The following is a 25570-nucleotide window of genomic DNA, read 5'->3' on the forward strand; positions in this document are numbered from 1 at the left end:
AGGCGTTCAGCGGCGGGCGGAGGTCTCGGTGAGCGTGCGGCGTGCGAGGGCGACGTCGTCCGACATCTGGGCGATCAGCTCGTCCACGCCCGCGAAGGCCACCATCCCCCGGATGCGCGCGACGAACTGGACCTCGACCTTGCGGCCGTACAGGTCCAGGCCCACCTCGTCGATCACGTGCGCCTCGACCTGGCGCAGCTCGACATCGTCGAAGGTCGGGTTGGTGCCCACGGAGATCGCGGCCGGATAGCGCACACCCGAGCGCAGCACGCCCTCGGGTGTGCGCGCGACGAGCCAGCCCGCGTACACCCCGTCCGCGGGCACGTAGCCCTCGGTCGCCGGCGACATGTTCGCGGTGGGGAACCCGAGCTCCCTGCCGCGCTTGAGTCCGTGCACGACCTCTCCCACGACGGAGGCATAGCGCCCCAGCAGCTTGGCCGCTCGCTCGACGTCGCCGGCGTCGAGGAGCTCGCGGATCCACGTCGACGACACGCGGCGGCCATCCTCGGCGCTCGCGACGTCGGCGACCTCCTCGACCGCGAAGCCCATGTCCTCACCCATGCGGCGCAGCAGCGCCACGTCGCCCGCTCCTCCCCGACCGAACCGGAAGTCGCTACCCACGAGGACGCGCCGCGCCCGCAGCCCGCGCACGATCACGCGCCGCACGAAGGCCTCCGCCTCTTCGGCCGCCAGCTGCTCGTCGAAGCGCAGCATGAGCGTCGCATCGATCCCCGTCCGCCCGAGCAGCTCGACCTTCTGGCCCACTCCGACGAGCGGCCGCGGGCTTCGCTCCGGAGCGATCACCGCCAGGGGATTCCGGTCGAAGGTCACGGCCACCGTGCGCGCATTCGTGGACGCGGCGTCGACCTGCATCTTCTCGATGAGCGCGCGGTGCCCGGCATGCACGCCGTCGAACTTGCCGATCGCGACCACCGTCGGCCCGAAATCGTCCGGGATGTCGGCGACGTCCTCGAACAGGATCATCGCGCCGCCCCTACCGGTGCGCCCGGGACGGCGACGGGTCGGTGCGTCGCCAACCACCACACGCCGAGGAAGGGCAGCACGAGCGGCACCCAGAAGTACCCCGCGCCGTAGGCCGACCACACCGTGTCGTCGGCGTGGAAGAGGTCGGGCACGACGACGCTCAGCGTGCCGACGACCAGGACGCCGACCAGCTCGAACGTCACCGCGGCCCACGCGATCCGGTACCAGCCGGCGCTGCCGGAGAACACCAGGGCGAGGGTCGCGAGGATGTACACGACCGCCGCGAGCGCGGAGAGGACGTACGCGAGGGGAGCCAGTTCGAAGTGCGCAATCATCTGGTAGACCGAGCGTCCGGTCGCGGCGAGCGCGAGCACTCCGTAGACCCACACGAGGATCGATCCGATACCGGTGATGCGGCGGGCGCGCTCGGGTTCTGTCATAGCCGCTCCAGTCTACGGCGGGGCCGAGGACGCGACGGGCGCCGTCCCCCTGACGGCGGCGTCAGGCGATCTGGATGGTCCAGATCACCTGCATTCGCCAGACCATCACGGCGACCGACAGCGCCACGACGCCCATGATCACCGTGCTCCAGCGTCCGCGCTCGACGAGCGCCCAGCCAACGGCCGCGAGCGGCAGCAGTGCGGCGGAGACGAGGTACATCCAGAACTCCAGCACGCTGCCGGTCGGCTCGTTGCCGACGAACGGCGCGACGATCGCGACGACGATCTGCGCCAGCAGGAGCAGCTCGACGAGCGCGAGCGCCCCGACGGTCCAGTCGCTGGGGCGGCGCCCCGCCAGGCCCGCGACGACGCACAGGAGCCCCGCCGCGACGCCGACGATGAGCTGGACGATGGTGAATCCCAGGATCACGACTGCTCCTCCGGCATGTTCATGACGCTCTTGATCGCATCCCCTCTCCGCTCCACGATCCCGACGAGCGCCCCCGAGGGATCGATCGCGGCCGCGAACGCTCCGCCCAGGCGCGCCGCGGCCCCCGCGAGTCGCTTGCCGTGACGCAGGTCCGCGGCCTCCGCGGCGTCCACGTCGAGTCGGCCGAGGACGCGGCCGGCGGCCGCGGCGGGCGGGATCAGCGCCGCGACGGGGTCGCGGTCCGCCGACAGCTCGTCGAGGCTGCGCGCGTCGGCCAGGTCGAAGGGCCCGATGCGGGTCCGCCTCAGCATCGTGAGGTGCCCGCCGACGCCCAGCATCGCGCCCAGGTCGCGCGCCAGGGCGCGGATGTAGGTGCCCGAGGAGCAGTCGACGACCGCGTCGACGTCGATGGCCGCACCGCCGTCGCCGCGGGTCGCTCGGCGCACGTCCCGAACCTCGAAGCGCTCGATCGTCACCTCGCGGGCCTTGAGCGCGACCTCCTGGCCAGCGCGCGCGAGGTCATACGCCCGCTTCCCGTCGACCTTGATCGCCGAGTAGGTGCTCGGCACCTGGGAGATGCGCCCGGTCAGGCGCGCGACGCCCGCGCGGACGGCCGCCTCGTCGACCGCCGCCAGGGCATCACTCGACGCCGTCTCGACGACCTCCCCCTCGGCGTCGTCGGTCGTCGTGCGGACTCCGAGGCGGATCGTCGTCTCGTACGTCTTGTCGAGCCCGACGAGGTAGGTCAGCAGGCGCGTGGCGCCCTCGACACCGAGCACGAGCAGGCCCGTCGCCATCGGGTCGAGCGTGCCGGCGTGCCCGATCTTGCGCGTCCCGAAGGCGCGGCGCGCGCGTGAGACCACGTCGTGGCTCGTGATCCCGCCCGGCTTGTCGACGAGCAGGATGCCGGGAGCGGGACGCATGCCTTCCAGCGTACGCGTCGCGCGCAGCCGTACCGTCGATGTCCCACTTCTCGTCGGTCGGTGTCCCGCTTCCTGTCGCTATCGGGCGCCAGAGCGGCAGGAAGCGGGACATGCACCGGTATCAGCGGACGCGGTCAGGCACAGACCTCGTAGGGCGGCTCCTCGTTCGTCGTGAGGACGACGCTGTAGGCGCCCTCGGTGTCCTCCGAGAACACGAAGTACAGCGCGCCGTCGTCATCGTCGTCGTCCGCGACGCGCAGGAACGACCTGGCCGGGATCGAGGATGCCGATTCCTCGGCTCCCGAGAACTCCGCGAGCACCTCCTCGCGCGTCGATCCCAGCCCCAGGCCGCCGTCGTCGGTGCGCGGCCCGGCACCCGCGGCGTCCACGCCGCCCTCCACGGCGATCGTCGTGATCGGGCCGCTCGCGGATCCGGATTCGCGCGCGAACCACAGCGAGTACGCCTCGCCGGCGCCCTGATAAGACGCGACCCATTCGCAGCTCTCGAGCTGCGTCCATTCGCCCGCGGGCAGCGCGGCCAGCGTCTCAGCGAAGTCGTCGCCGATCTCGAGGGGACCGAGCTCGCCGTCGTCGATCGTCCAGCCCGCCGGATCGGCCGATCCTCCGCCCTGTTCGGTCGCGGGCGGCGACGGCGTCACCATCTCATCGCCGCCGGCGGGAGGATCCGTCGGTGGGATGGTCGTGCCCGGGCCGGCGTCGTCCGCCTGCCCGCAGCCGGCAAGCGCGCTGGCCACCAGCAGCGCCGCGAGCGCCGAACCGGCCGTACGTCCTCGGAAGGTCCTCTGCATGACGTGCCTCCTTCGTGTCGCGTCCTTCGACGCTATCCGCAGGCCCGCCGTCCCGCGAGGGGTTGCGGGCGCGGCGCTCCGGCGTTCCGGCCGGAGCCCCCGGTGTCCGGTCCCGCTCCCGCCGGGCGTCCGCGCCCGGCGGCCCTACGCTGGAGGAATGCCTGAGCTCGTCGTGCGCACCGCGCTGGCCGAGACGCTCGTCCCCTGGTACCGCGCCGCGGCGCGCGAGCTGCCCTGGCGAGCCCCCGGCTTCGGCGCCTGGGGTGTGCTGGTGAGCGAGTTCATGCTGCAGCAGACGCCGGTCTCACGCGTGATCCCCCACCTTGAGGCCTGGCTCGAGCGCTGGCCGACGCCCGCCGCGCTGGCGGCGGACGCGCCGGCGGAGGCCGTGCGCCAGTGGGCCAACCTCGGCTACCCTCGCCGCGCCCTGTGGCTGCATCGCGCCGCGGTCGAGATCCGCGATCGCCATGCCGGTGTCGTCCCGCGCGACGTCGACGCACTGCTCGCGCTCACGGGCATCGGGGACTACACCGCGCGCGCCGTCGCGGTCTTCGCGTACGGCGACAGGCACCCCGTCGTCGACACCAACACTCGCCGCGTGATCGCGCGCGCCGTGCACGCTCGCGCGCAGCCCGGCGCTCCCAGCCGGCGCGATCTGGCCGACATGGACGGGCTCCTGCCCGCCGACGACGAGGCGGCCGCGGTCATGAACGCCGCCACGATGGAGCTGGGCGCCGTCGTGTGCACGGCGCGGTCGCCGCGATGCGGGGAGTGCCCCATCCGCGACGCATGCGCCTGGGTCGCCTCCGGAAGTCCCGCCACGCCCGACGTCCGGCGCCGCCAGGCCCGGTACGAGGGAAGCGACCGCCAGGCGCGCGGCGCCGTGCTGCGCGCCCTGCGGGAGTCGGGGCCGCTTCCTCAGGAGGCGGTGATCCCCGACTGGCCGGACGCGCGCCAGCGCGACCGCGCGATCGCCACGCTGGTCTCCGACGGGCTCATCGAGCCCGAGGACGGCCTGCTGCAGCTGCCGCGAGGATGATGTGCCCTCTTGGGCGCGCGCGCTTGGGCACGGGGGCTTCGGCACGCGAGCGATGACACGGGGGCTTCGGTACGCGGGCGCCGGCGCCCGGCCGGCTCAGTCGTCCTCGTCCTCGCGAGGCTTGACGTACGGGTCGGGCTCGCCCGCGTACTGCGCGTCGGCCGCGAGGCCCTTCACCTGCTCGTCCTGCTCCTGGGCGCGGCGCAGCAGCTCGGAGAGGTGCGAGGCCTCCTCGGGCAGCGCGTCCGGGATGAACTCGAGCGTCGGAGTGAGGCGCGTGTTGAGCTTGCGCCCCACCTCGGTGCGCAGCAGTCCGGTGGCGGCCTTCAGCGCCGCAGCCGTCGCCTCGCGCTCCTCGTCGGTGCCGTACACGGTGTAGAACACCGAAGCGTTCTGCAGATCGCCGGTCACCCGCACGTCGGTGATGGTCACGAATCCGAGCCGCGGGTCGCGCAGCCCCTTCTGCAGCCGCTCCGACAGCACGACGCGGATGCGGTCGGCCACGCGGGCCTGTCGCTCACCAGCCATTCTTCCTCCCAGGGAAAAGGACTCTGCCGGGCAGCGCATGGCCGCCCGGCAGAATCATGATGTCACGCAGATCGCGGTGTCACCGCTGACGCGGGGTGCGTCACGAACGCGGCTTCTCCACCATCTCGGTCGTCTCGATCTCGTCGCCGATCTGGATGTCGTTGAACTTGCCGAGGCCGATACCGCACTCGAAGCCCTCGCGGACCTCGGTGACGTCGTCCTTGAAACGGCGCAGCGACTCGATCGCCAGGCCGTCGACCAGCACGACGCCGTCGCGGATGACCCGCGCCTTCGCGTTGCGCGTGATCGTGCCCGAGCGGACGATGACACCCGCGATGTTGCCGAACTTGGAGGAGCGGAAGACCTCGCGGATCTCCGCGACGCCCGACTGCACCTCCTCGAACTCCGGCTTGAGCATGCCCTTGAGCGACTGCTCCACATCATCGATCGCGTTGTAGATGACCGAGTAGAACCGGATGTCCACGCCCTCGCGCGCCGCGGCCTCGCGGGCCTTGGCATCGGGACGCACGTTGAAGCCGATCACGATCGCGTTGTCGATCGTGGCCAGGTTCACATCCGACTCGGTGATCGCGCCGACGCCGCGGTGGATGATCCGCAGCTGCACGCTGTCGTCGACCTCGATCTTGAGCAGCGACTCCTCGAGCGCCTCGACGGCACCCGACACGTCGCCCTTGATGATGAGGTTGAGCGACTCGACCTTGCCCTCTTCGAGAGCGCGGGTGAAGTCCTCGAGCGACATGCGCTTGCGGGCCTTCGCCAGCTGGGCGTTGCGCTCGACGGCCTCGCGCTTCTCGGCGATCTGGCGCGCGGTCCGGTCCTCCTCCGTGACGATGAACATGTCACCGGCACGCGGGACCGAGTTGAGGCCCTGCACCTGGACGGGACGCGACGGGGCGGCCTCCTCCACGTGCTCGCCGTTCTCGTCGATCATGGCGCGCACACGGCCGTACGCCGTGCCCGCGACGATCGCGTCGCCGACGCGGAGGGTTCCCGACTGGATGAGCACCGTGGCCACCGAGCCGCGACCCTTGTCGAGCTTCGCCTCGATCGCGACGCCTCGGGCAGCCTTGTTCGGGTTGGCCGTGAGGTCCAGGCCCGCGTCGGCGGTGAGCAGCACCGCGTCGAGCAGATCCTGGATGCCGCTGCCCTGACGCGCCGACACGTCGACGAACATCACGTCGCCGCCGTACTCCTCCGCGACCAGGCCGTACTCCGTGAGCTGCTGGCGCACGCGAGCCGGGTTCGCCTCGGGCTTGTCGACCTTGTTCACCGCGACCACGATCGGCACACCGGCCGCCTGCGCGTGGTTCAGCGCCTCGACCGTCTGCGGCATGATGCCGTCGTCGGCCGCCACCACGAGGATCGCGATGTCCGTCACCTGGGCACCGCGGGCACGCATGGCCGTGAAGGCCTCGTGACCCGGGGTGTCGATGAAGGTGATCGCGCGTTCGATCCCCTCGTGCTCGGTCCAGATCTGGTACGCACCGATGTGCTGCGTGATGCCGCCGGCCTCGCCCTCGACCACGTTGGTCTTGCGGATGGCGTCGAGCAGTCGCGTCTTACCGTGGTCGACGTGACCCATGACGGTCACGACCGGGGGACGGATCTCGAGGTCCTCCTCGTTCTCCGCCTCCTCCTCGGCCTCGAGGTTGAGACCGAAGCCCTCGAGGAGCTCCTTGTCCTCGTCCTCGGGCGAGACCATCTGGATCTTGTAGCCGAGCTCGGCGCCCAGCACCTCGAAGGTCGCCTCGTCGAGCGACTCCGTCGCGGTCGCCATCTCACCGAGGTGGAACAGCACCGTCACGAGGTTGCCGGGAAGGACCGACTGACCGGTCAGCGACTCGATCTTGTCGGCGAAGTCCGAGATCGACGCGCCGCGGCGCATCCGGATGACGGTGCTGCCGTCGCCGCGCGGAACCTTGACGCCGCCGACGATCGGCGCCTCCCGCATCTCGAATTCCTGGCGCTTCGCGCGACGCGACTTGCGCTGCTTCGACTTGCCGCCGCCCTTGCCGAACGCGCCGGCCGTGCCGCCGCGACCACGTCCACCGGGGCCGGGACGGCCGGGGAACCCGCCGCCACCGCCGGGACGGAAACCGCCACCGGCACCGCCGCCACCGGCACCGCCGGGACGACCGGCGCCACCGGGGCGCTGCTGGAACGGAGCGCCGGGACGCCCACCGCCGCCGCCACCACCGGGACGACCGGGTCGACCGGGACCACCGGGACGCGGAGCGCCGGGACGCGGCGCCCCGGGACGCGGCGGCTGGGGCTTCGGGATGTTGCCCGGCGTCGGGCGCTGACCCATGCCCTGTGCCGACGCGAAGGGGTTGTTACCCGGACGCGGACCGGCGGGACGCTGGCCCATGCCCTGCGACGACGAGAAGGGGTTGTTGCCCGGTCGAGGACCGGCACCGCCCGGACGCGGAGCGCCGGGACGCGGACCGCCGGGCTTGGGCGCCGCCTCGGCGGCGGGCTTCTGCGCGCTCGGCGCGGGGGCCGGCGCGGGAGCGGGAGCCGGCGCGGCCGGCTTCTCCTGCTGCTGCGGGGCCGCGGGCTTGGCCGGCGCGGCCTTGCCGGGAGCGGCCGGCTTGCCGGGCGCCGCGGGCTTGGCAGCCGAGGGACGCGCCGGGCCGGGACGGCCGGGCTTCGCGGGCGTCGCGGCCGGCTTGTCCGCCGGCTTCGCGGCACCTTCGGCCTCGAACGCCGCGCGCAGCTTGCGCGCCACCGGCGGCTCGACGGTCGACGACGGGCTCTTCACGAACTCGCCGAGCTCCTTGAGCTTCGCCAGGGCGACCTTGCTGTCGACGCCGAGTTCCGCGGCGATCTCATGTACGCGTGGTTTTGCCACAATTCTCCTGTCTGGGCAGCCTGCCCCAGACAGGGCAGACCTCTAAAGGCGGACGGGTCTCATTTCGAGCCGTTCACTTTGTTTCCATAGCCGTTCAGCCGTTTCTCGAGGGTCTGCGTGTCAAGCGGGCCTGACACACGCAATGCTCGTCCGAAGGCGCGGCGCCTGAGGGCGTTCTCCGCGCACTCGCGATCCGGATGCAACCACGCGCCCCTCCCTGGCAGCGATCCCCTCTCGTCGACGACGAGCCGGAGATCCTGCGCGACCACTCGGATGAGAGCGGATCGGGGGGCACGCGTGCGACAGCCGACGCACGTTCGTACGGGTTCCATCCTACACCTCGTGTCTCTCATGGACTCTCCCCGCGAGGCGAGGCACCCGCACGCTCGCTACGCTCTGTTCTTTTTTCCTCCCACGCGTCGGACCCCAAGGGGCCGCTCCGCGAGGGAGGCGCTTCCGCTTCGCTCCAGCGCGCCGGCGCTGCGCGCCTGGTGGCGGGCGCACTCGCGCCCGCACGCTCGCTACGCTCGCACGGGGTTGAGGTTGCCGTCGAGTGGGTGTGGCTACTCGGACTCGAGGATGCTGTCGGGCTGGATGTCGATCTTCGCGCCCGTGAGCTTGGCCGCGAGGCGGGCGTTCTGGCCCTCCTTGCCGATCGCGAGCGACAGCTGATAGTCGGGCACGAGCGCGCGGACGGCCTTCGTGGTCGCGTCGAGGACGAAGCTCGAGGTGACCTTGGCGGGCGACAGCGCGTTCGCGACGAACTTCGCCAGCTCGGGGTCGTAGTCGACGATGTCGATCTTCTCGCCGCTCAGCTCCTCGGTCACGGCGCGCACGCGCCGTCCGAGCTCGCCGATGCACGCGCCCTTGGCGTTGATCGTCGGATCGTTGGCCTTGACCGCGATCTTCGTCCGGTGCCCCGCCTCCCGCGCGAGCGACGTGATCTCCACGAGGCCCGCGGCGATCTCCGGGACCTCCAGCGCGAACAGCTTGCGCACCAGTCCGGGATGCGTCCGCGAGACCGTGATGGACGGCCCCTTCGTCCCCTTGGACACGCTCGTCACGTAGACGCGGAGACGAGAACCGTGGCGGTACTCCTCGCCGGGCACCTGCTCCTCCGGCGGCAGGATCGCCTCGACGGAGCCGAGGTCCACGTGGATCATGCGCGGGTTCGGTCCCTGCTGCACGACCCCCGCGACGATGTCGCCCTCCTTGCCGCGGAACTCGCCCAGCACGGCGTCGTCGGCGATGTCGCGCAGTCGCTGGCTGATGACCTGCTTGGCGGCGAACGCCGCGATCCGCCCGAAGTCGTCCGGCGTCGTCTCCTCCTCGCCGATGACCGCGCCGGAGTCGTCGAGCACGGGCACGAAGATGCCCACGTGGCCGGTCTTGCGGTCGAGCTGAGCGCGGACACCCTGGGGCACCTCGCCGCTCTGCGAGACATGCTTGCCGTAGGCGGTGAGGATCGCCTGCTCGATGATCCGTACCAGCTCGTCGAAGGGGATCTCCTTCTCGCGTTCGACCGTGCGCAGCAGCCCCAGATCGATGTCCACAGCGACCTCCCTATTCAGCTCTCACCGGCATACGTCCCGCCGATATCCCCCTGACATTACCCGACGACGACGATCCGCATGCTGTGAGTCGGCGCGCCGCCCCGGCGCCTACCGGGTGACGCGGTTCAGGAACGCGACGGTCGAGTCGAATGCGCGGCGGGCGTCCTCGAAGTCCAGGTGGAACTGGTACTCGTGCGGGAGGGACGGCACGTGGTCGCCGGGGTAGAAGAGGGTCGTGACATCGACGCCGAGACGCTCCAGCCGCGCGGCGAACGGGCGGGACTGGCCGGCCGTGAGCGTGTCCCCGTTGCCGCCGGAGATCCATGCGCGGGGAAAGTTCTCGTCGACCCAGTCGACGGTCGACATCCGGCGGTCGCCCTGCGAGTCCTGCCAGCCGCGGCCCAGATACGCGCGCAGCGCGATCCGGAAGCCCCAGCCGGTGACTCCGGGCGCCCGGGGGATGTCGCTCACGTCGTAGATCCCGCAGTTCAGCACGACCCCGCGCAGCTGCTCGGGCTGCAGGGCCGGGCGGACGCCGACCTCACGCGCGTAGTCGGGCCGGGTCGTGACGACGGCCAGCTGGCTGGCGAGGTTGGCTCCCGCCGAGTCGCCCGCGAGCACGATGCGCGCCGGATCGACGCGGAACTCCCGTGCGCGCGCGACGAGGAACCCGAGCGCGGCGTTCACCTGCGCCAGGGCCGACGGATACGGGCTCTCGGGAGCCACGCCGTAGCTCACCGCGACGGCCGTGTACCCCTCGGCCGCCAGCATCCGCGCGTACGGACGGACGTCCTCCTTGGACCCGGAGATCCATGCGCCGCCGTGGATCCACACGACCGTCGCTCGCGGATCTTCGTCAGCCCCGGGCGAGAACACGTCCAGGCTGGTGCGCGCTCCGGCGCCGCCGTAGACCACGTCGAGCGTCTCCCGGAGGCCCCCGGCCGGCTCGTACGCGGCCATCTCCGCGGCCGTGGCGCGCGCGCTCTTCTCGAAGATCGCACGGATGAGCATCGCGGCCGGCCACGGCGAGGCGAGCGCCGCCCCCGCGGCGCCGGCCGCACCGAGGGCGAGCGCCGTCAGCGGAAGAACCCGGGACGGACGCCGCTGTCCCGGAAGCCGCCTGCGATCCGCCGTGCCCACGCCGTCACGATAGCGGGTGCGACCGCAGCGGGACCAGCGCTGCGCGGGCGCCTCAGCGGGCCGTCAGCCGCGCGACCGCGTCCGCGGCGGGCACGGTCTCGCGCTCGCCGGAACGACGATCCCACAGCTCGACCTCGCCGTCGGCCGCGCCGCGACCCACCACGAGCAGGCGCGGCACTCCGATCAGCTCGGCGTCGCCGAACTTCACCCCGGGCGACGCCTTCGGACGGTCGTCGAACAGCACGTCGAGACCGGCGGCCTCGAGCTCACCGATCACCGACTCGGCGAGGTCGTACGCCTCCGCGCCCTTGCCGGTCGCGACGACGTGGACGTCGAACGGGGCCACCGACTCGGGCCAGATGAGCCCGCGATCGTCGTTGAACAGCTCGGCGATGATCGCGAGGATGCGGGTGACGCCGATGCCGTAGGAGCCCATCGTGACGGTGACGAGCTTGCCGTTCTCGTCGAGCACCTTCAGCCCCAGCGCCTCGGCGTACTTGCGCCCGAGCTGGAAGACGTGGCCGATCTCCATGCCGCGCGCGAGCGTGACCGGCCCGGAGCCGTCCGGCGCCGGGTCGCCCTCGCGCACGGCGGCGACCTCCACGAAGCCGTCGGCCGTGAAGTCGCGGCCCGCGACGAGCGAGTGCACGTGCTTCTCGTGCTGGTTGGCCCCGGTGATCCAGCTCGTGCCGTCCACGACCCGTGGGTCCAGGAAGTAGCGGATGCCGGTGGCCGACTCCTCGCCGAGGATCGGGCCGGTGTCGGACCACGGCCCGATGTAGCCCCGGACCAGCAGCGGGTGGCGCTCGAAGTCCTCGTCGGTCGCCGCCTCGACCTCGGCGGGCGCGAACGCGACCTCGGCGCGCTTGGGGTCGATGTCCCGATCGCCGGGGACGCCGACGACGACGACCTCGCGGGTCCCGTCCAGGTGCGTCAGCGCGAGCACCACGTTCTTGAGCGTGTGCGCCGCCGTCCACGCCCCCGTCGCCGGCTTGTCGAGCACCGCGTTGGCGTGGTCGACGAGCGTCTGGATCGTGGGAGTGCCGGGCGAGTCGAAGATCGCGGGCGCCGGCTGCCCGTCGAACGGGATCGGATCGGGCGCGACGGTCGTGAACGCCTCGACGTTCGCGGCGTACCCGCCCTCGCTGCGCACGAAGGTGTCCTCGCCGACGGGCGTCGGGTGCAGGAACTCCTCGCTGCGCGAGCCGCCCATGGCGCCCGCGTCGGCCTGCACGATCACGTACTCCAGGCCCAGGCGCTGGAAGATCCGCTCGTACGCGTCGCGCTGTGCCTGGTACGACGCGTCCAGGCCCTCGTCCGTGTAGTCGAACGAGTACGCGTCCTTCATCGTGAACTCGCGACCGCGGAGGAGTCCGGCGCGCGGCCGCGCCTCATCCCGGTACTTGTCCTGGATCTGGTAGATCGTCAGCGGAAGGTCCTTGTACGACGAGTACAGGTCCTTCACCAGCAGCGTGAAGACCTCCTCGTGCGTGGGCGCGAGCAGGTAGTCGGCACCCTTGCGGTCCTTGAGCCGGAACAGCGCGTCGCCGTACTCCTCCCACCGCCCCGACGCCTCGTAGGGCTCGCGCGGCAGCAGCGCGGGGAAGTGCACCTCGTACGCGCCGGCCGCCGCCATCTCCTCGCGGATGATCGTCTCGAGCCTGGCCTTCACCCGCAGACCGAGCGGCAGCCACGCGAACACACCGGGCGCCTGCCGCCGGATGTACCCGGCGCGGACCAGCAGCCGATGGCTCGTGACCTCGGCGTCGGCCGGGTCCTCGCGGAGCGTGCGGAGGAAGAAGTGCGAAAGACGGGTGACCACGAGCGTTCAGTCTAGGCCCGCACGCGGCTCACGCGCGGCCCCGGCCGGACCGGCCCGCTCACCGGCGCTCGATCGCGCCGGCGTCCGCGAGAGCCGTGATCGTCGTGCGCGCCGCCGCGAGCAACTCCTCCGCCGTCGACTCGCTGGTCCCACCGACGGTGATCCGGCTCTCCCCCACGACGAGGACCGCGGTCAGGAACCGGCCGGGGACGAGATAGGCGGCGTCGGCTCCGTCCACGCTCACGGACTCGGCGTCGCCGAGCTGATCATCGGTGGGCGCGCCGACGTCATGCTGAAGCCAGGCGTGGAAGGAGAAATACGGCTCGTAGCGCACCCAACCGCACAGCAGCATGAGACCGGTGTCCTCCAGTGCCTGCCACGTCGGTCCACCGGGCGCCGTATCGGTCGGTATGCCCGCCTCCGCCCCGGGAAAGTCGCGTCGCACGCCATCCGTCAACTCATCACAGGTGACGCGCGGCCACGCGGAATGTCGTTGCACGATCGGGCCGCCGTCCGCCGCAAGACGCCCGGCGATGTCGTCCAAGAGCTCGCCCGTGACGCGCTGTGCCTCGGGCGCGCCCATCTCCGCGAGTGCTGCCCACGACACCCGGATCCAAGCGCCGGCCCTCACCAGCGCTGCATCACAATGCAGTGTGTGGCCACCGCGCCCATCCGGCACGCACTCGGCTGCGGTGTCCGCTGCGCCGTGCCGAAGGAGGGTAACCGGCAGAGCCGTCACCTCCAGGGAGCGCGGGACTTCATTGTTGTCGCCCCTCGCCCATACGCACCACAGCGTCTTGCTCGCCTCGAGCGACGCGGCGAAGTCGGGTACGAATTGGTCATCCAAGTCCGCGGAGGCTGCAAGGAGCTGGACGTCCGTTCCGAGGAACTCGCTCACCTCCTGCTGCGAGAACAGCCTCGTGCAGTCGCCGTCGAACGCGGCGCGCTCGGCGCGGACCGGTTCCGGCGAGGGGCTCGGTAAGGGCGCGGCGGACGCGGTGGGCGCCACCGTCGGAGCCGACGGGCTCGGCGACGCGGCGGGCTCGACGGGCGTCGCGCACGCCGAGAGGAGGAGAGCGAGGCCGGCGAGGAGGGCGGGCGCGAGGCGCCGTGCGCGGCGCGGGGAGGGGATCACGCCTTCACCCTAGGGTTCGGCGACGACGCGCTGGATAACGAATCCGACACGTCGCCCCCGCCCCTCCACGGCACGCGGCTCACGCGCGGCCGATGATGTTGACACCGAGCATCGCGAGCACGCCGAACAGCACGCCCCACAGGATGATCGAGATCGTCTGCCAGAGGATCACGGCGTTGCGGGAGGCGCCGAAGCCGACGATCGCCGCCGACGTGATCTGGCTGGGCAGGACCAGCTGGCCGAGCAGGCTGACGCCGGCCACGCCGTAGCGGTCGAAGCGCTCCTTGAGGCGCTGGCGGCGCGGCGACAGTGCCGGTGCCTCGCGGCCCTTGGTCGCCGCCTGCCGCACGCCGTGCGCCGTGAAGACGAAGGCGAGCATCGAGATGACGTTGCCCACGATCGCGGCGGGGATCGCCACCCACGGCGACAGGCCCGCCACGATGCCGATGACCGAGCCGAGGTACGACTCGACGAACGGAATGGCCCCCAGCAGGATGATGCCCAGCCACTGGACGGCGGCGGGAAGGGACTCGGCGAAGGACTGCAGCTGATCGAGCACGGGAAGGGTCTCCTGTCGGTCGGTGGTTCGCCCTCGACGCTACGGCGCCCCGTGTCTCCACGCCTCCCCCGCGCGGCGGATCCCGCATCCGACCCGTGGCCGATCGCGGCCGGAGCCGAGTGCCCGGCGCAGGGCCACGTCGCTACGCTCGGAGCATGAAGTTCAGTCTCTGGCTCCCCGCGAACCTCCCCTGGCGGGATCTGCACGCCGCCGCGCTCCACGCGGCGAGCACCGCGGCAGGACCCGGATGGCGCGGCCTGTGGCTCGAGGACCACTTCATGGACAACGCGCCCGAACCCAACGACGGCGCGCGCGGGGAGGCGCTGACGCAGCTGACGGCCATCGCGGCGACCGTGCCGGACCTGCGCATCGGGTCCCTCGTGCTCGGCAACACCTACCGCCATCCCGCCGTGGTCGCGAAGCAGGCCGCGGCCCTCAGCGACATCTCGGACGGCCGGTTCGTGCTGGGGCTCGGGGCAGGGTGGCAGGAGAACGAACACCGCGCGTTCGGCATCGAGTTCGGGGACGTGCCGAGCCGGATCCGCTGGTTCCGGGAGGCGCTCGAGGTCATCACCCGGCTGCGCGACGACGAGTTCAGCGATTTCTCGGGCGAGCGCTACCGGCTCGAGCGCGCCTCGCTGAATCCGAGACCGCACCCGACGCTGCCGATCCTGATCGGCGGCAAGGGCGAGAAGGTGATGCCCAAACTCGTCGCCCGCTACGCCGACGAGTGGAACATGTGGGCCACGCCCGACCTGTTCACGGCGAAGAACCGGATCTTCACCGCCGCCCTCGAGGACGCCGGGCGCGACCCCGCCTCGCTGTGGCGCACGACACAGGCGCTGGTGTTCTTCGACGACGCCGAGCGCGCGGCCGAGATCAGGGCGAAGGGCCGACCCGCGATCGGCGGCTCGGCGCAACAGCTCGTCGACACGATGGCGGCGTACGCCGAGGCCGGCGTGGACGAGTTCATCCTGCCGCTGACGTCCGTGCGGGACGTGGCCGGGCTCGCCGACCGGGGCGACCGCTTCCTGGCGGAGGTTGCGGCGCACGTCGGGTGAGCCCGGTCCCCCGCTCCGCCGGCCGGCGGATCCGCTTCGTCAGAGCTCGAACGTCGCGACGATCGCGGCCTCGACCTGGATCTCGGGCGTGGTGTAGGCGGGGCCGGCGGCCTCGGCGCGAGCCAGCATGGGAAGCCCCGGCCCGCCCCCGTGGACGGCGCGTTCGGCGACGCTCACGAGCGTCGGTTCCGTCGGCCCGCCGGGCCGGATCGCCGCCGCGTACGACCGCGCGCGGCGCATCGCATCGTCCACCGCGCGCCCGCGCGCCGCGTCGAGGAGCGCCTCCCGACTCTCGGGCGACAGGTCCCACCGCACCGGCTGCACGCCGACGCCGGCCCGCACCGCGAAAGCGCCGACGTCGGCGGCGAGCGCGTCGAGGTCGACGTACGTCACGGTGATGGTCGAGGTGACGTGATGGATCGGCGGGCCCTGTCGGTCCGGCCCCGTGTGAGGTCGCTCGGTCCAGGCCCACGGGCTGCCGGCGTCGAAGGCCGACGCCACGCCGGCATCGCGCCGTCCGCGGGCGATGCCGGCGAGTTCGTTGTGCAGCGCCGCGTGCCGCGCGACGACGTCATCGCGGTCGGCGCCCTGCGCAGCGACGTCGAGCGCGAGAGCGCCGCGCTCGGCCGGCTGAGCGAGCACGTGCGTTCCCTCGACCGTGATGGTGACCATGGCCGGAGCCTATCCGCGGCACGCGACGCCTTCCAGCGCTTCCCGCCCGGAGCCCGAGCCGTTTCCGTACCGGTACCATTTCGGTACCATGGGCGCATGGCCACCAACCTGCGTCTCCCGCCCGAGCTCGACGAGGCCCTCGCCACGATCGCCGCGGCCGAGCGCACATCCAAGCACGCGCTCATCGTGAGCGGCGTCGAGCAGCTCGTGCGCGAGCGCCTGCAGCGCGCGCAGCTGAGACGCGATTTCGAGCAGCTCGTCGCTGAGGAGGCGGAAGTGCTCCGCCGACTCGAAGACGCCTGATGATCCGCTATATGACGCTGGACGACGCGCTCGCGGTCGTGGAATGGCTCGGATTCCATGTCCGAGACGCGGGGCTGCTGGCGTCGGCGGTGGCACGACCCGAGGCAGGGTTCGGCGGCACGGACGTCTACCCGACGCTGGCTGAGAAGGCCGCAGCCTTACTCGAGTCGCTCGCGCGCAACCACCCGCTCGTCGACGGCAACAAGCGCACCGCCTGGATGCTGACGCTGCACTTTCTGGCACTCAATGGGGTCAGGCACACGTTCACCACGGACGAGGCCTTCGACTACGTCGTGGGAGTCGCCAGCGGCGCCATCGATCTCGAGCGCTCCGCCACCATGCTCACGGAGCATCTCGCGCCCCGCTGAAGCGGCGTCAGGCCGTGACGACCTGCGCGGTGCCCAGGGGGGCGTCCGGGCCCATCTCGGCGGCGATGCGGTTGGCCTCCTCGATGAGGGTCGCGACGATCTCCGACTCGGGCACGGTCTTGATGACCTCGCCCTTCACGAAAATCTGCCCCTTGCCGTTGCCGCTGGCCACGCCGAGGTCGGCCTCGCGCGCCTCGCCTGGTCCGTTGACGACGCAGCCCATGACCGCCACGCGCAGCGGCACGGTCATGTCCTTGAGACCCTCGGTGACGTTGTCGGCCAGGGTGTAGACGTCCACCTGGGCTCGTCCGCACGACGGGCACGAGACGATCTCGAGCTTGCGCTCGCGCAGGTTGAGCGACTGCAGGATCTGGTGGCCGACCTTGACCTCCTCGGCCGGCGGCGCCGACAGGGACACGCGGATCGTGTCGCCGATGCCCTCGGCGAGCAGGATGCCGAACGCCGTCGCGCTCTTGATCGTGCCCTGGAACGCGGGTCCGGCCTCGGTCACGCCGAGGTGCAGAGGCCAGTCGCCCCGCTCGGCGAGCAGGCGATACGCCTTGACCATCACGATCGGGTCGTTGTGCTTGACCGAGATCTTGAAGTCGTGGAAGTCGTGCTCCTCGAACAGGCTCGCCTCCCACACGGCCGACTCCACGAGCGCCTCCGGTGTGGCCTTGCCGTACTTCTCCAGCAGCCGGCGGTCGAGAGAACCCGCGTTGACGCCGATGCGCAGCGACACGCCGGCCGCCCGCGCGGCCTGGGCGATCGCGCCCACCTGGTCGTCGAACTTGCGGATGTTGCCCGGGTTCACACGCACGGCGGCGCAGCCGGCGTCGATCGCCTGGAAGACGTACTTCGGCTGGAAGTGGATGTCCGCGATGACCGGGATCTGGCTCTTCTTCGCGATGATGTGCAGCACGTCGGCGTCGTCCTGGCTGGGCACGGCGACGCGCACGATCTCGCAGCCCGACGCCGTCAGCTCGGCGATCTGCTGCAGCGTCGCGTTGATGTCGGTCGTCGGCGTCGTCGTCATGGACTGGACGCTGATGGGCGCGTCGCCGCCGACGAGGACCTTGCCCACCCGGATCTGGCGGGACTTCCGACGGGGGGCGAGCGTTTCGGGGACGCGGGGGATCCCGAGATTCACGGCAGGCACGCCCTCCAGGGTACGCCGCCTCGCGGTGAGGGGGCGCCGCGCTGTGGTACGTTCACAGCATGCTCGCGAACCGCACCGGCTGGTGGCCCGCCTCCTAGGCGGCGCTTTCGCGAACCACGAACCGACCGCCATCCCCGTCACGGGGCGGGCGGTCTTTCTGCATGGCGGCCGCCCACCCCGTCGAAGCGCCACCGCCGAGGAGACCCCCATGACCGGCACCGCCGACCTGATCGCCCGCCTGGCCGCCGACCCCGAGTCATCGTTCGCGTTGATCGCGCGCGACGAGCCGGACACCGGAGCGGTCGAGGCGGTCGAGGTCCTCACGGGCCCGATCGCCGACGTCGAGCTGCTGGCGGACATCCCGCTGCACGATGAGACCGGTGCGCCCCGCGAGGTGCTCGCGCTCGTGCCGTACCGGCAGGTGCGCGAGCGTGGCTTCGAGGCGCACGACGACGGCGTGCCGCTGCGGTGTCTGCTGGTCGAGTCGCGAGCGACGGTTCCGCTCGCGGACGTGATGGCGTCTCTCCCGACCGAGCCCGTCCCGCTGCACGACGCCGGGTTCGACGTCGACGACGAGGAGTACGCCGACATCGTGCGGCGCGTGATCGCCGACGAGATCGGACGCGGGCAGGGCGCGAACTTCGTGATCCGCCGCGACTACGTCGCACGCGTCGACGCCGAGCCGCGTCACGCCGCGCTCACGTGGTTCCGCGCGCTGCTGGAGCACGAACGGGGCGCCTACTGGACGTTCGCGGTCGTCACGCCCGACTACATCGCCGTGGGGGCGAGCCCGGAGGCGCACGTGAGCGCGCAGGCCGCCGGCGCCGGCACGGCCGGCACGGTGACGATGAACCCCATCTCCGGCACCTTCCGCCACCCCGCAGGCGGCGCGACGGTCGAGACGCTCGCGGAGTTCCTGACCGACACCAAGGAGACCGAGGAGCTCTTCATGGTCGTCGACGAGGAGCTGAAGATGATGAGCGCCGTCTGCAGCGACGGCGGCCGCATCACGGGCCCGCACCTGAAGGAGATGTCGCGGCTCACGCACACCGAGTACATGCTGCGCGGTACGAGCCGGCTCGATCCGCGCGAGATCCTGCGCGAGACGATGTTCGCCCCCACCGTCACGGGTTCGCCGATGCAGAACGCGTGCGCGGTCATCCGCCGCCATGAGCGCGTGCCCCGCGGCTACTACTCGGGCGTCGCCGCGCTGTTCACGCCGCGCGAGGGCGGCGGCCACGACCTGGACGCGCCGATCCTGATCCGCACGGCCCACCTGGTCGACGGACAGCTGCGCGTGCCCGTGGGCGCGACCCTGGTGCGGCACTCCGACCCGTACGGCGAGGTCAACGAGACCCACGGCAAGGCCGCGGGCGTGCTGGGCGCGATCGGCGCGGTGCCCCGCGACACCACGCCCGAGGACCCGGATGCCCCCGCCCCGCGTCGGCCGCTCGCGGAGGATCCGCGCATCGCGGAGCTGCTCGCCTCGCGCAACGCGCGGCTCGCCCGGTTCTGGCTCGACCCGCAGGACCCGGTGCCCGGTCCGCTCACGGGCCGATCGGCTCTGGTCGTGGACGCGGAGGACCGTTTCACGACCATGCTCGCGCACCAGCTGCGGCACCTCGGCCTGGACGTGCGCATCGCGCACTGGTCGGAGCCGACCGACGCCGAGGTGGACGCCGCCGAGCTCGTCGTCGCCGGTCCCGGCCCCGGCGACCCGCGGGACGGACACAGCGCTCGCATCGCGCGCATGCGGCACATCGTCGGCCGACGCCTGGAGACCGGCGCGCCGCTGCTGGCCGTGTGCCTGAGCCACCAGATCCTGAGCGACCGGCTCGGGATCGGGCTCACCCCGCTCGCGAGCCCCCACCAGGGGCTGCAGAAGACCGTGGACGTGTTCGGCGAGCCGGCCTCGATCGGGTTCTACAACACGTTCACGGCGCGCGTGCTGCCGGGCGTCGCTCGACTCACCCCGAGCGAGACGCGCTGCGGCGACGTCGGCACGGTCGAGGTCGCCGCGGACGACTCCGGCGACGTCTACGCCCTCCGTGGCCGCGGCTTCGCGTCCGTGCAGGGCCACCTGGAGTCGATCCTGTCGCGCGACGGCATGCGCACCCTGGAGCGCCTGGTCACCCACGCCCTCGCCTGATCCGCAGGCCGCGGCCCTCCGGCTGCGGCGGATCAGGAGCCGCGGCGGCCCGCCCGACGGGAGCGCTCCGGGGGCGCCGGCCGGGGACGTTCCTGCGCGAGCACGACGCCGGCCAGCACGAGCACCCCGCCCACGACCTGCGGCACCGTGATCGCCATGCCGAGCAGTACCGTGGCGATCGCCGTGAACACCGTGATGAGGTTGAGGGAGACGCCGGCCTGGGCGGGCGGCACGTGCTGCAGCGCGTAGTTCCACAGCACGTACGACACGATCGACGGGAACACCGCGATGTATGCCAGCGACCACGCACCGGCGGTCGTCTGCGGCAGACTCAGCCCCTGGGCCAGGACGAACGGCGTCAGACAGACGGCGACGATCAGTCCCTGCACGGCCACGGCCGAGATCGGCGGCAGGCGCGGGCCCGAGCGGCCGATGATCGTGTAGGCGGTCCAGGCGATGATCGCGCCGAGCATGATCAGGCTGCCGATCCGCGGCGGGTGCTCCAGGATGGCCAGCGGACGCCCGCCGGAGACGATCCAGAGCACTCCCGCGAGCGCGAGCAGGATCCCCGCCACACCGCGCCAGCCCAGCCGCGCGCCGAGGAACACGACCGCGGCGATCGCGATGAGCGCGGGGTTGAAGGCGTTGATGAGCGAGAGTTGGAACGGCGTCTCCGTGTCGAGCGCCGCATACAGCAGCAGGTTGTAGCCGGCGACACCGATGAGCCCCAACAGGGCCAGCCGCGGCCACGACTGCAGCACCGCTCGCCAGTCCGGACGCTCGACGAGCTGGGCGATCGCGAACAGGGGCGCCGTCGCCAGCACCCATCTCATCCACGTGAGGCTGACCGGATCCGTCTCGGCGACGGCGATCACTCCGAGCAGGTAGTTGCCCGCCCACGACAGCGTCGCTCCCACAAGGGCGAGGTAGCCGAGGGTGCGCCGCCGCGCGTCGGTGGGGACAGCGGCGTTCCGGGACATCCGGCTCAGTCTAGGGCGCAGCGCCCGGCGCCGACCCGCGGGGCGCCGGGGCGTCAGCCGCCGACGAGGCGGATGGGGTTGAAGATGTCGGCGGCGAACAGCAGCGCGGCCATGCCGATCAGGAGCGCGACGACGAGCAGCGTCACGGGGACCAGTCGCGTCGCGTCGGTCGGCGCCGGCGGCGGACGCCGGAAGAGCTTCGCCCATGCGCGCCGGATCCCGTCCCACAGGGCGATCGCGACGTGCCCGCCGTCGAGCGGCAGCAGCGGGATGAGGTTGAAGACGAACAGCGCGATGTTGACGGCTCCGAGCAGTCCGATCATCACGGCCACGCGGTCGACGATGGGCGCCTCGGTGGCGGCGACCTCGCCCGCCAGCCGCCCCACGCCGATGACGCTGAGCGGGCCGTCGGGATCGCGTTCCTGGCCCGTGAACAGGTCGACGGCGGTGTCCCAGAGCCGCGCGGGCAGCTGCGCCACGATGCCGGTGACGAGCCCGACGTTCTCGAACGCGGCCTGCGGGCCCGCCCACAGCGGCTGGGCCACGCGCTCCGCCGCGGGGCTCAGCCCCGCGAAGCCGACCTCGTCGACGACCGTCCGCCCCGCGGCGTCCACGTACTCATTCTGGGCGAGGACGGGCGTGAGCTGGAGCGTGCGCTCCGAGCCGTCCCGCTCCACGACCACGGGGATGCGCTGTCCGGGGTGCTCCCGGATGATGGCGGAGGCCTCGGCGAAGGTCGACACAGGGCGGCCCGCGAGCGACACCAGCTCGTCCCCCGGCTGCAGCCCCGCGGCACTCGCGGGCGACGGCGGATCGCCGGGCCCGCACTCGGTCGCGGCGGCGTCCGCCGGCAGCACGCACTCCGACACGGAGGCGACGGTGGTGGTGTGCTGCGGCATCCCGAGGCCGCTGTACAGCACGGCGAAGAGCACGATCGCGAGCAGCAGATTCATGAACGGCCCGCCGAGCATCACGACGATGCGCTTCCACACCGGCAGCCGGTAGAAGGTGCGCGAATCGTCGACGCCCTCGAGCGTCTCCGCGTTGGCGTCGCGGGCGTCCTGCACGAGCGTGGCGAACAGGCCGCCGCCGGCCCTGCCGTCGTCGCGGGCGCGCGGGTACATCCCGGACATCGAGATGAAGCCGCCCAGGGGGAGCGCCTTGATGCCGTACTCGGTCTCCCCGATCCGCCGCGACCAGAGCGTGGGGCCGAAGCCGACCATGTACTGCCCCACGCGCACGCGGAAGAGCTTGGCGGGCGCCAGGTGCCCGATCTCGTGCAACGCGATGGACACGGCCAGTCCGACGACCACCACGAGCACGCCGATGACGAACGCCAGGACAGTCACGCCTCCACGCTACTGCCGACGGCTTTGAATCGGCCGGGCGCCGCACCCTGCGTCGCCCCGCGTCACCAACCGCTCACCCATCCCCCACCGGCAGGAGTAGGTTGAAGGCATGACGGCCCGGCAGCAGCGCGCGCTCCGCGGCGCTGTCGCGGCGGGCGTGGCGACGCTGCTCGCCGCCGTCTCCCACACAATCGCGGGCGGTCCGGCGCCGACGGCCCTGCTGGTCGTCGCTGTGACCCTGCTCCTGACGCCGCTCGCGGCCGCGGTGGTGGGCCCGCGCCCCAGCCTGCCCCGGCTGTCGGGCGCCGTCGCTGTGAGCCAGGTGGCCTTCCATGCGGCCTTCGAGTGGATCGGCGGCCCGGCCGCGGCCGGAGGGGTCGCGGCGACATCCGGTCACGGGCACCACCATCACGCCGCGGCTCCCCTGCTGGAGCACGCGCTCCTCGGCTCCGGAGCGCCGGGCGATGCCGCCCTCATGCCCGTGGCACACGCGGCCGCGGCGCTGCTGACGATCGCCCTGCTCTGGCGCGGCGAACAGCTCCTGCGCGCGATCGCGCGCGAGACGCTCGCGATCCTGCACCGCGTCGAGCTGCCGCAGCTCCCGGTGCGATCCCGGATCGCGCTCCCCTGCGCCGCTGGGCCCGCTGCGCCCATCGAGCGCCGCTTCCTCTCCTCGATGCGGCGGCGCGGGCCGCCGAGCCCGTCGCGCGCCTGACGCTTCGCCCGCCCGCCCGCCGGGTCGGGGCGAGCGCGCGCGCCTGCCTCGACACCGCGCGGACAGCCGCGCTCCCCTTCGCGACGCGCGCCCACGCGCCGTCGCCGGATCGAGAAGAGAACATCCATGCTGCACATCACGACCGCTCACCCCACCCCGCGCCGCTCGTGGGCGCCCGCCGTCGCCCGTCGGAGCCGGCGCCACGGCGCGCGCCGAATCGCCGGAGCCGCCGCGACGGCGACCCTCGCGGCGGGCTTCGTCCTGCTCACGCCCGGGGCCGCCACCGCGCACGTCACCGTCACGCCCGACTCGCCCACGGCGGGCGGCTACGACGTCCTGACGTTCGCGTTCTCCCACGGCTGCAGCGGGTCGCCCACGACCGCGCTGCACATCGACATCCCCGACGGCCTGGACTCGGTCTCACCGACCGTTCAGCCCGGCTGGGAGATCGAGGTCGAGCGCGACCCGGGCAACGGCCTCGTCACGAGCGTCGTCTACACGACCGATGATCCCGTGCCGGACCACCTGCGAGCGACCGTGACCCTCGGCGTCAAGTACGCGGCGGACGCGCCAACCGTGCTCGCCTTCCCGGTCGAGCAGGTGTGCGCCGAGGGCGCGACGTCCTGGTCGCAGATCGCCGACGAGGGGCAGGATCCGCACGACCTCGATCATCCCGCGCCCTTCGTCACGCTGGCCGAGCCCGTCGAAACGGCCGGCACGGGAGCGGACGGCGACGACGGGACCTCGGCCATGCCCGTCGCGCTCGGCGCGGGCGGGCTGCTGACCGGCGTCGCCGCGCTCGCGGTGTCCGTCCTCGCCTGGCGCCGATCGGGCCGCGCCTGACCCGCGGGCCCCGCGTCCTGCCCGACACGGCCGGACGCGGGGCCCGCGGGCCACGCAGGAAGGCCGTGCGAGACTTGATCCGCCATGACGAACGCGCCCTCCAACCTGCCTCCCGTCCTGCGCCCGGAGCACCCGCCGCGCAAGCCGCTCGCGGAGCTCGCCGCGCGTTTCGGCCGCGACACGCGCGGCCCCGTGGCGGGGGTGGACGTCACCGGCGTCACGCTCGCCACGGGTGACCTGCGGGCCGGCGAGGCGTTCGTCGCGATACGCGGCGTGAACCGTCACGGCGCGGAGTTCGCCCCGGTCGCTGTGGAGAAGGGCGCGGCGGCGATCGTCACGGACGCCGAGGGCGCCGAGCTCGCCGCGTCGACCGGGCTCCCGATCGTCGTCGTCGACGACCCCCGCGCGATCCTCGGCGAGCTCTCCGCGTGGGTGTACGACACGGCGCCGCGGGATGAGTCCGCCGATGCCGCGAACGGCACCGACCGAGGCGGCCTGCCGCTGCTGCTCGGCACGACGGGAACCAACGGCAAGACGAGCGTCACGCACCTGCTCGACGGCATCCTCGGGCAGCTGGGCGTGGTCTCGGGCCTGTCTTCGACGGCCGAGCGCCACATCGCCGGCGAGGTCATCGTGTCCCGCCTCACCACGCCCGAGGCGTCCGAGTTCCATGCGCTGCTCGCCCTGATGCGGGAGCGCGGGGTCGAGGCCGTCGCGGTCGAGGTGAGCGCGCAGGCGCTCACGCGGCACCGCGTCGACGGGCTCGTGTTCGACGTCGCGTCCTTCACGAACCTGACGCACGACCATCTCGACGACTACGCCGACATGGAGGAGTACTTCGAGGCGAAGCTCGCCTTCTTCCGGCCTGATCGGGCGCGCCGCGGCGTGGTCTCGCTCGACTCGGTTCCCGGCGCCGACATCGTCGCGCGGGCCGAGATCCCCGTCGTGACGATCGCTGCTCCCGCGATCGCGGCCGACCCCGCGCTCGCCGAGCGCGCCGAGTGGCGCGTCACGATCGACGACGAGCAGCAGAGCGGCACGCGCTTCACCCTCGCGCACCGTGACGGCCGCTCGCTCACGACGACCGTTCCCGTCATCGGCCCGCACATGGCGTCGAACGCGGGGCTCGCGATCGTCATGCTGCTGGAGGCAGGCTACGAGTGGGACCGCATCGCGGCCGCCCTGGAGCGCGACGGCGGGATCCGCGCCCATCTTCCCGGCCGCACGCAGCGGGTCTCCGGCGAGGAGGGCCCCGCGGTGTACGTCGACTTCGGTCACACGCCCGACGCGTTCGTCAAGACGCTCGCCGCGGTCCGCCGCGTGACGCCCGGCAAGGTGCTCATGCTGTTCGGCGCCGACGGCGACCGGGACAAGACCAAGCGGCACGACATGGGCCGCACCGCGGTCGAGGGCAGCGACATCGTCGTCATCACGGATCACCACCCGCGCTTCGAGGACCCGGACGCGATCCGCGCGATGCTGCTCGAGGGCGCGCGCGCGGCGGACCCGGATCACGAGATCCACGAGATCTCTCCGCCGGAGCGCGCGATCGTGGAGGCCGTCCGCCTCGTCGGCCCCGGAGACGCCATCCTGTGGGCCGGCCCCGGGCACCAGGACTACCGCGACATCCGCGGCGTCCGCACGCCCTACTCGGCCCGCGAGCTCGCCCGCCGCGCCCTCCGCGACGCGGGCTGGCCCGTCCCTGAGCCCACCTGGCCTGTCCCGTACTGACCGAAA

The 25570-nt window shown here is 72.4% G+C and carries 25 protein-coding genes; 8 read left to right on the top strand and 17 right to left on the bottom strand.

Annotation, left to right across the window (positions count from 1 at the left end; all coding sequences use genetic code 11):
* Positions 1–6: 6 nt before the first annotated feature.
* From IEX37_RS11500 to IEX37_RS11520, 5 genes are all read right to left on the bottom strand, one after another.
* Complete coding sequence (locus IEX37_RS11500) at positions 7–984, bottom strand: bifunctional riboflavin kinase/FAD synthetase (protein ID WP_188756417.1); 978 nt, start codon at positions 982–984, stop codon at positions 7–9.
* Positions 981–1424 (bottom strand): hypothetical protein, encoded by a 444-nt coding sequence (locus tag IEX37_RS11505; protein ID WP_188756418.1) that lies wholly within the window; start codon positions 1422–1424, stop codon positions 981–983. Before IEX37_RS11505 ends, IEX37_RS11500 begins: the two co-directional genes overlap by 4 nt.
* A 61-nt stretch (positions 1425–1485) precedes the next feature.
* Positions 1486–1854, bottom strand: a complete 369-nt coding sequence (locus IEX37_RS11510) for a hypothetical protein (protein WP_188756419.1) — start codon at positions 1852–1854, stop codon at positions 1486–1488.
* A complete protein-coding gene (truB, locus tag IEX37_RS11515) occupies positions 1851–2777 on the bottom strand; it encodes a tRNA pseudouridine(55) synthase TruB (RefSeq protein ID WP_188756420.1) in 927 nt (308 codons plus the stop codon). Before truB ends, IEX37_RS11510 begins: the two co-directional genes overlap by 4 nt.
* A 134-nt stretch (positions 2778–2911) precedes the next feature.
* The gene (locus IEX37_RS11520; RefSeq protein WP_188756421.1) at positions 2912–3586 is read right to left on the bottom strand and encodes a hypothetical protein; all 675 of its coding nucleotides are present in this window, start codon (positions 3584–3586) and stop codon (positions 2912–2914) included.
* A gap of 157 nt (positions 3587–3743) precedes the next feature.
* Here IEX37_RS11520 and IEX37_RS11525 point away from each other — a divergent pair, with 157 nt between their 5' ends.
* Positions 3744–4625, top strand: a complete 882-nt coding sequence (locus IEX37_RS11525) for an iron-sulfur binding domain-containing protein (RefSeq protein ID WP_188756422.1) — start codon at positions 3744–3746, stop codon at positions 4623–4625.
* Positions 4626–4721: 96 nt separating this feature from the next.
* Here IEX37_RS11525 and rbfA read toward each other — a convergent pair whose 3' ends face one another.
* The 8 genes from rbfA to IEX37_RS11565 all read right to left on the bottom strand — a co-directional run bounded on the left by rbfA (position 4722) and on the right by IEX37_RS11565 (position 14234).
* Positions 4722–5153, bottom strand: coding sequence for a 30S ribosome-binding factor RbfA (rbfA, locus tag IEX37_RS11530; RefSeq protein ID WP_188756423.1), 432 nt, complete (start codon positions 5151–5153; stop codon positions 4722–4724).
* A 100-nt stretch (positions 5154–5253) separates the two neighbouring features.
* Positions 5254–8025, bottom strand: coding sequence for a translation initiation factor IF-2 (infB, locus tag IEX37_RS11535; RefSeq protein ID WP_188756424.1), 2772 nt, complete (start codon positions 8023–8025; stop codon positions 5254–5256).
* Positions 8026–8084: 59 nt separating this feature from the next.
* On the bottom strand, positions 8085–8378 hold the full coding sequence (locus tag IEX37_RS11540) for a YlxR family protein (protein WP_308421670.1): 294 nt from the start codon (positions 8376–8378) through the stop codon (positions 8085–8087).
* A gap of 210 nt (positions 8379–8588) precedes the next feature.
* Complete coding sequence (nusA, locus tag IEX37_RS11545; protein ID WP_188756426.1) at positions 8589–9578, bottom strand: transcription termination factor NusA; 990 nt, start codon at positions 9576–9578, stop codon at positions 8589–8591.
* A gap of 108 nt (positions 9579–9686) precedes the next feature.
* Positions 9687–10718, bottom strand: coding sequence for an alpha/beta hydrolase (locus tag IEX37_RS11550; RefSeq protein WP_188756427.1), 1032 nt, complete (start codon positions 10716–10718; stop codon positions 9687–9689).
* A gap of 52 nt (positions 10719–10770) precedes the next feature.
* The gene (locus IEX37_RS11555; RefSeq protein ID WP_188756428.1) at positions 10771–12540 is read right to left on the bottom strand and encodes a proline--tRNA ligase; all 1770 of its coding nucleotides are present in this window, start codon (positions 12538–12540) and stop codon (positions 10771–10773) included.
* A 58-nt stretch (positions 12541–12598) separates the two neighbouring features.
* The gene (locus IEX37_RS11560; RefSeq protein ID WP_188756429.1) at positions 12599–13675 is read right to left on the bottom strand and encodes a hypothetical protein; all 1077 of its coding nucleotides are present in this window, start codon (positions 13673–13675) and stop codon (positions 12599–12601) included.
* Positions 13676–13754: 79 nt separating this feature from the next.
* Positions 13755–14234: a small multi-drug export protein gene (locus IEX37_RS11565; RefSeq protein ID WP_188756430.1), complete on the bottom strand. Its 480-nt coding sequence runs from the start codon at positions 14232–14234 to the stop codon at positions 13755–13757.
* A gap of 155 nt (positions 14235–14389) precedes the next feature.
* Here IEX37_RS11565 and IEX37_RS11570 point away from each other — a divergent pair, with 155 nt between their 5' ends.
* A complete protein-coding gene (locus IEX37_RS11570) occupies positions 14390–15295 on the top strand; it encodes an LLM class flavin-dependent oxidoreductase (protein ID WP_188756431.1) in 906 nt (301 codons plus the stop codon).
* A 39-nt stretch (positions 15296–15334) separates the two neighbouring features.
* Here IEX37_RS11570 and IEX37_RS11575 read toward each other — a convergent pair whose 3' ends face one another.
* Positions 15335–15967 carry an SIMPL domain-containing protein gene (locus tag IEX37_RS11575; RefSeq protein ID WP_188756432.1) on the bottom strand — a complete coding sequence of 211 codons (633 nt, stop codon included), beginning with the start codon at positions 15965–15967 and terminating at the stop codon, positions 15335–15337.
* Positions 15968–16063: 96 nt separating this feature from the next.
* Here IEX37_RS11575 and IEX37_RS11580 point away from each other — a divergent pair, with 96 nt between their 5' ends.
* A complete protein-coding gene (locus IEX37_RS11580; protein WP_188756433.1) occupies positions 16064–16270 on the top strand; it encodes a hypothetical protein in 207 nt (68 codons plus the stop codon).
* Between the two features lie 11 nt (positions 16271–16281).
* Positions 16282–16638 carry a type II toxin-antitoxin system death-on-curing family toxin gene (locus IEX37_RS11585; RefSeq protein ID WP_229663228.1) on the top strand — a complete coding sequence of 119 codons (357 nt, stop codon included), beginning with the start codon at positions 16282–16284 and terminating at the stop codon, positions 16636–16638.
* A gap of 7 nt (positions 16639–16645) precedes the next feature.
* On the opposite strand, the gene ispG is transcribed toward IEX37_RS11585, so the two are convergent.
* On the bottom strand, positions 16646–17776 hold the full coding sequence (ispG, locus tag IEX37_RS11590) for a flavodoxin-dependent (E)-4-hydroxy-3-methylbut-2-enyl-diphosphate synthase (RefSeq protein WP_188756455.1): 1131 nt from the start codon (positions 17774–17776) through the stop codon (positions 16646–16648).
* A gap of 229 nt (positions 17777–18005) precedes the next feature.
* Between ispG and IEX37_RS11595 the strand changes: the two genes are divergently transcribed.
* Positions 18006–19946 carry an anthranilate synthase family protein gene (locus IEX37_RS11595; RefSeq protein WP_188756435.1) on the top strand — a complete coding sequence of 647 codons (1941 nt, stop codon included), beginning with the start codon at positions 18006–18008 and terminating at the stop codon, positions 19944–19946.
* A 32-nt stretch (positions 19947–19978) separates the two neighbouring features.
* Here IEX37_RS11595 and IEX37_RS11600 read toward each other — a convergent pair whose 3' ends face one another.
* Positions 19979–20926, bottom strand: a complete 948-nt coding sequence (locus IEX37_RS11600; protein ID WP_188756436.1) for a DMT family transporter — start codon at positions 20924–20926, stop codon at positions 19979–19981.
* 53 nt (positions 20927–20979) lie between these two features.
* Complete coding sequence (locus IEX37_RS11605) at positions 20980–22275, bottom strand: M50 family metallopeptidase (RefSeq protein ID WP_188756437.1); 1296 nt, start codon at positions 22273–22275, stop codon at positions 20980–20982.
* Between the two features lie 109 nt (positions 22276–22384).
* Between IEX37_RS11605 and IEX37_RS11610 the strand changes: the two genes are divergently transcribed.
* From IEX37_RS11610 to IEX37_RS11620, 3 genes are all read left to right on the top strand, one after another.
* On the top strand, positions 22385–22990 hold the full coding sequence (locus IEX37_RS11610; protein ID WP_188756438.1) for a hypothetical protein: 606 nt from the start codon (positions 22385–22387) through the stop codon (positions 22988–22990).
* Positions 22991–23116: 126 nt separating this feature from the next.
* Positions 23117–23833 carry a YcnI family protein gene (locus IEX37_RS11615; protein WP_188756439.1) on the top strand — a complete coding sequence of 239 codons (717 nt, stop codon included), beginning with the start codon at positions 23117–23119 and terminating at the stop codon, positions 23831–23833.
* 84 nt (positions 23834–23917) lie between these two features.
* Positions 23918–25564, top strand: a complete 1647-nt coding sequence (locus IEX37_RS11620; RefSeq protein WP_188756440.1) for a Mur ligase family protein — start codon at positions 23918–23920, stop codon at positions 25562–25564.
* The last annotated feature ends 6 nt before the right edge of the window (positions 25565–25570 follow it).

It is taken from the genome of Microbacterium album, from assembly GCF_014643695.1.
GTDB lineage: Bacteria > Actinomycetota > Actinomycetes > Actinomycetales > Microbacteriaceae > Microbacterium > Microbacterium album.

Excerpts from the sequence above, each read along its gene's own strand:
- IEX37_RS11500 (WP_188756417.1), bottom strand. The coding sequence starts at position 984 with ATGATCCTGTTCGAGGACGTCGCCGACATCCCGGACGATTTCGGGCCG.
- IEX37_RS11505 (WP_188756418.1), bottom strand. The coding sequence starts at position 1,424 with ATGACAGAACCCGAGCGCGCCCGCCGCATCACCGGTATCGGATCGATC.
- truB (WP_188756420.1), bottom strand. The coding sequence starts at position 2,777 with ATGCGTCCCGCTCCCGGCATCCTGCTCGTCGACAAGCCGGGCGGGATC.
- IEX37_RS11520 (WP_188756421.1), bottom strand. The coding sequence starts at position 3,586 with ATGCAGAGGACCTTCCGAGGACGTACGGCCGGTTCGGCGCTCGCGGCG.
- IEX37_RS11525 (WP_188756422.1), top strand. The coding sequence starts at position 3,744 with ATGCCTGAGCTCGTCGTGCGCACCGCGCTGGCCGAGACGCTCGTCCCC.
- rbfA (WP_188756423.1), bottom strand. The coding sequence starts at position 5,153 with ATGGCTGGTGAGCGACAGGCCCGCGTGGCCGACCGCATCCGCGTCGTG.
- IEX37_RS11540 (WP_308421670.1), bottom strand. The coding sequence starts at position 8,378 with ATGAGAGACACGAGGTGTAGGATGGAACCCGTACGAACGTGCGTCGGC.
- IEX37_RS11570 (WP_188756431.1), top strand. The coding sequence starts at position 14,390 with ATGAAGTTCAGTCTCTGGCTCCCCGCGAACCTCCCCTGGCGGGATCTG.
- IEX37_RS11575 (WP_188756432.1), bottom strand. The coding sequence starts at position 15,967 with ATGGTCACCATCACGGTCGAGGGAACGCACGTGCTCGCTCAGCCGGCC.
- IEX37_RS11580 (WP_188756433.1), top strand. The coding sequence starts at position 16,064 with ATGGCCACCAACCTGCGTCTCCCGCCCGAGCTCGACGAGGCCCTCGCC.
- IEX37_RS11585 (WP_229663228.1), top strand. The coding sequence starts at position 16,282 with ATGACGCTGGACGACGCGCTCGCGGTCGTGGAATGGCTCGGATTCCAT.
- IEX37_RS11595 (WP_188756435.1), top strand. The coding sequence starts at position 18,006 with ATGACCGGCACCGCCGACCTGATCGCCCGCCTGGCCGCCGACCCCGAG.
- IEX37_RS11600 (WP_188756436.1), bottom strand. The coding sequence starts at position 20,926 with ATGTCCCGGAACGCCGCTGTCCCCACCGACGCGCGGCGGCGCACCCTC.
- IEX37_RS11610 (WP_188756438.1), top strand. The coding sequence starts at position 22,385 with ATGACGGCCCGGCAGCAGCGCGCGCTCCGCGGCGCTGTCGCGGCGGGC.
- IEX37_RS11615 (WP_188756439.1), top strand. The coding sequence starts at position 23,117 with ATGCTGCACATCACGACCGCTCACCCCACCCCGCGCCGCTCGTGGGCG.
- IEX37_RS11620 (WP_188756440.1), top strand. The coding sequence starts at position 23,918 with ATGACGAACGCGCCCTCCAACCTGCCTCCCGTCCTGCGCCCGGAGCAC.